A 4,702-nucleotide genomic window follows, 5' to 3' on the forward strand; every position below is an offset into this window, starting at 1 on the left:
CCTTTGGTCAAAATATCCAGGCTTCTGACCACAATTTTGCGCGTAGCCACATCGACCTTCTTACAAGTCAGCCGATTGAAGGCTCGCAACGTTATAGTGTATTCGCCGGGTTTGTCGAAGGTATATTGCGACTGGATTTTATCCCGCGAAAAGCCGCCGCCGTTCACATCCCAGATGTAGTCCACACCGCCTTCGCTGGTGTTCAGAAAATCCAGCGTAAGCGGCGCACAGCCGATGGTCACGTCTTTCTTGGTGCCTTCATACACATCGAAAGCCGCTTTCAGGCGGTCGATGTCGATCTTGAAAGCCGCGTTATTGCAGTTGTTGCTGCGGTTCGTGTTTGACCAGGCTTTGGGTGTAGTCGGGAAGCGGGTGCCGCCGCAGGCGCAGGTCGCGTGGTAGATGACACCGTTCTTGTCGAAGCGACTGGTGCCTCCATCTACGTGATCTCCACGATTTTGCTCTGGATTAGTAGCAGCCACGCTGCCGAAGAAGGTGGCATAGAGTAACGATTTGGCCTCAGTTTCCAGAATGGCGATGTAAAAATTATCGCCCGTTGTAGTGGGTTGCAGGGCGTCCGGCGTCACGGGCATGCCGCGCGTGGTACTTAGCGTGTTATATGCCGTCGTTATATTGACCGCCCCGCCCCAGCCCGCAATGTAAATATTGCCGCACTCATTCACGAGAAAGGCCGTGGGCGAAATATCCGGCGACCCTTTTTTTGAACCAATCACCGTAGAAAACAACGACTTGGTCAAAGTCGGATCCAACGCGTGGACAAACTGCCCGCTGTTTTCATTTTTATAAACCCCGGAGGAAATGGGGTAGGCGCCGCGCGTCAGACCAAGCACATGGACATTTCCGGCAGGGTCGAGGTCAAGCAGGTACGCACCATCGGCAGCTTCGGTACCCAGATAAGTGACTTGCTGAAACTGCTGATCTTTGAAATAAGCCACGTAGGCGTCTTCCGTCCCCTTAAGCTTCGGTTGGTATGCGCCCGTCTGCGCGGGAAGATCGTTGCTTTGGGTTATGCCCGTGATGTACACACCCCCGTCGGGTGTAGGTTTCACGGAAAAGGCCGCATCGAAGGCCCCGCCGCCGAAGTAAGTACTCCATTGCAGCGTGGACAAGTCAGGCGAAAGCTGTGAAACCGTACCATCCTGTCGCCCTTTCAGCGTAGTTTGATAGGCGTTTTTTAGGGGGAAGTTTGTGGAATTTGTAGAAGAAGCGACCAAAACGTTTTCGTCTTTGTCCAGGACAATCTCGCCCCGAAATGTATCGCCGTAGTTCCTGATCAGAACATTCTGAACGCTGCTCAGGGCGTCGTTGCCGCTGCCACCAAGGTAGGTGGACGCCAGCAACCGCTTGCCATCGGCACTCAGCCTGGCAATGTACATATCGCTTCCGTTAGGCAAGTCGAGCCCGTCGATGGGCGTGATGCCCGCACCCCGGCCAAAGGTCTTTTGAAAAGCGGAACTGGTAACGGCGAAGTTGGGCGACGAGGTAGTGCCATAGATAAAAAGATCGCCATTCTTATTGGTAACCAAGCTATTGGGAATGTCGGTACTGTTACCTCCCAGAAAAGTCGAGTACATCAGCAGCGTCCCGTCCACGCTGTATTTCATAATCCCGGTATCGACCTGTCCGGCAAAGCCGACCTGAAAAGCCCCGATGGAAATGGGGAAATTAGCTCCGAAAACCGTCCCGCCCGAAAGTAGATTTCCCTGCGCGTCGTAGGTGGCCGTGTGGCCCCAGTTGTCGGAGGCCGAACCAGAGTAAGTCGAGAAAATCAGCTCAGGGTCGATAATGAGATCGTGCGCGCGGTCGTAGTCACCCGACAGCGCGAAATGTACTTCCTGGCCCTCCACAGCGTAAAGAGTATTTACTTCTTTCGTGCGACCCTCGATTTCCTGAAAAGAATAGGGTTTGGCTTCTTTGAATGGCCCAACGCTGGTACCGACTTCAAGCTGGCCGTTACTATTTAAGGCAAGTCCGTCCGCTCCGCCGTAATTAAGCCGGATGCGGGAAGCGTCCGCGCCGGGATGGACGATAAACTCGTACTTGATCGTGTATTCGTAAGCGTATATCCGAAAATCTATGCCGGAGTAGATGTTTTTGTAAAAAACCTCTCCGAACCCCGCCACCCCGCTGGCCCAGCGGCTAGGGTCGTTGCCAATAAAATAGTTGAATTCGCTGCCGTCGGGCTTCAATTGAGAAACGATCGCGTCGGCGTTGCTGCCCTCGAACTGTACTTCCACGCCGTGTGCTTTGATGGGTGTGCTGGGCGCGGCGCCCTGACGAGCACGGTCGGCTTCCTCAAGTGGCTGCCGGGCGTGTCGGGCGGAGACCTCACGGCCATCGTACAGCACGTAAACCAGCGACTGTTTTTTCAGAAAAAGAAAACCACCGGGAATATCGGCTCGGAAAAGTACTTCCTTCTCCCATTGACCTTTGTTTTGGGTAAATCTCAGACCATCAGCGTATACTGTTTCCAGGGAGAGGAAAACGATGGTAAAAAGAAGTAAAAGCTTTTGTAAAGTTTTTTTCATTCGTTGTTTTAAAACTAAAGACGTCCTTTCCCCTTGAACGCCGAAACAGAGACGATATTTTTACAAAATTCATATTCCTGCGCCTGGTTTGACCCTAACACAACGAGCTGGTTCTGGGTCAGATTCACCACATTTTTTAAGTACCACTGTATCCCCATCGCGTCCAGATTCGAGGTAGGCTCGTCCAGAAAAATTACCGGGACGTCGGACAGGAACGCCAGGCCCAGCTTCACGCGTTGCTTCATACCCGACGAAAAATGCCGCACTATCTTGTTTCGGGCGTGACTCAATTGCACAAAATCCTCGAAGTCCACCGCCCGAAAATTGTTTTTGAGTGGTTTGAATTTCTGATGAAACTCTATCAACTCCCGCAGTGTAAACTCTTCAATCAGTTCCAGATAGGGCGCGGCGAGAATGATTTCTTTGTACCAGTCGTCGATTTCCAGTTCCTTGTTTTCCTTTTGGAAGCGAATCGTTCCTTCCGAAGGCGGAACAACGCCCATTAGCAACTGAATCAAGGTAGATTTTCCGCTGCCATTCGGCCCGACGAAGGTGTAGCTTTCTCCAACGTTGAGTTCCAGGGACACTCCCCGCAATACCCATTCCGAAATAAACTTCTTGCCGACATTTTCCAGAGTGAGTCTCACAGAGGCAAAGGATTCATCTTAGGACAAAATGGTTGGAGTGAGTTGCCAAAGGTGAATGTTTTTCAATTGTCAAGACAGATTCAACTTGCTGTATTACAGATGATATAGCCACTCTCCACTTTACACTCTTAATTTTCAACTAATACAAATCTACGTAGATTCCTTATTTTGGACGCCATAACCTAACTAGATGACTCCAATGATTACGCAGAAAAGAAAAGGATTGTTGCTGGCTGCGGCCCTTTTGCTGAGCAGCGGCGCTTGGGCGCAGACTGCCCACGAGCGGGTTTTACGTGAACTCAACCAAAAAGAAACGGCCTACGGCGAAGCCGCCAAAACGATCTGGAACTACGCCGAGGTCGGCTACCAGGAAGAAAAAAGCTCGGCCCTCTTGCAGGATATGCTGAGTCAGGAAGGTTTCAAAATTCAAAAAGGCGTGGCGGGAATTCCCACGGCCTTTGTGGCTAGCTTCGGCGAAGGTGGTCCTGTCCTCGGCATTTTAGGCGAGTACGATGCCCTGCCCGGCCTGTCGCAGGACGCCTGGCCGACCCGCAAGGTGATGACCGAAGGTGCGGCAGGTCACGCTTGCGGCCACCATCTGTTTGGCGTGGGCTCGGCGGCGGCGGCGATTGCGGTCAAGAACTGGCTGGCGGCGACGAAGCAGAAAGGGACGATCAGATTTTTCGGGACGCCAGCGGAGGAAGGCGGTTCTGGCAAAGTCTATATGGTGCGGGCCGGACTTTTCAAAGATGTGGACGCCGTGCTGCACTGGCATCCCGGCGATGCGAACAGCGCCAGCGCGGGCGTTTCGCTGGCCAATATCTCGGCAAAATTCCGCTTCAAAGGCATTGCGGCACACGCAGCGGGTGCCCCTGAGCGTGGCCGCTCGGCCCTCGATGGCGTGGAGGCGATGGACCATATGGTCAACATGATGCGCGAACACGTACCTTCCGACGCCCGCATTCACTACGTGATCACGCAGGGGGGCAAGGCCCCCAATGTGGTGCCGGATTTTGCCGAAGTCTATTACTACGTCCGTCACCCGCAGCGCGACGTAGTGCAAGATATGTGGCAGCGCATCGTGAAAGCCTCCGAAGGCGCGGCAATGGGAACCGGCACGACGGTCGAACACGAAATCATCGGCGGCGTGTATGAACTCCTGCCGCTGGAATCGTTGGCGAAAGTGATGTACAAAAACCTCAAAGAAGTGGGCGGCGTAAACTACGATAAATCCGAAACGGACTTTGCCCAAAAAATCCAGACATCCTTCAACCTGCCCGAGGGCCAAACTCCCGATGCGGGTCCGTCGGCGGCAAAGATTCTGCCTTACGAGTATGAGCGAGTAGGCATGGGCAGCACCGACGTGGGCGACGTGAGTTGGGCGGTGCCCACAGTCGGGTTACGCACGGCAACCTGGGTACCCGGCACGGCGGCGCACAGTTGGCAGGCCGTGGCGGCGGGTGGCACAAGCATCGGTCGCAAAGGCATGATGGTCGCCGCCAAAAC

General features: G+C 53.7%; 3 protein-coding genes. 1 reads left to right on the forward strand and 2 read right to left on the reverse strand.

Annotated elements, in window-relative coordinates:
* A partial coding sequence (locus ACEW8P_RS02995) for a PKD domain-containing protein (RefSeq protein WP_373511625.1) occupies positions 1-2,549 on the reverse strand: 2,549 nt, incomplete at its 3' end.
* A 14-nt stretch (positions 2,550-2,563) separates the two neighbouring features.
* A complete protein-coding gene (locus tag ACEW8P_RS03000; RefSeq protein WP_373511626.1) occupies positions 2,564-3,196 on the reverse strand; it encodes an ATP-binding cassette domain-containing protein in 633 nt (210 codons plus the stop codon).
* Between the two features lie 199 nt (positions 3,197-3,395).
* On the opposite strand from ACEW8P_RS03000, the gene ACEW8P_RS03005 reads away from it, so the two are divergent.
* A partial coding sequence (locus ACEW8P_RS03005) for an amidohydrolase (protein WP_373511627.1) occupies positions 3,396-4,702 on the forward strand: 1,307 nt, incomplete at its 3' end.

This window comes from Persicitalea sp., assembly GCF_041751555.1.
In the GTDB taxonomy this organism is placed as follows: domain Bacteria; phylum Bacteroidota; class Bacteroidia; order Cytophagales; family Spirosomataceae; genus Persicitalea.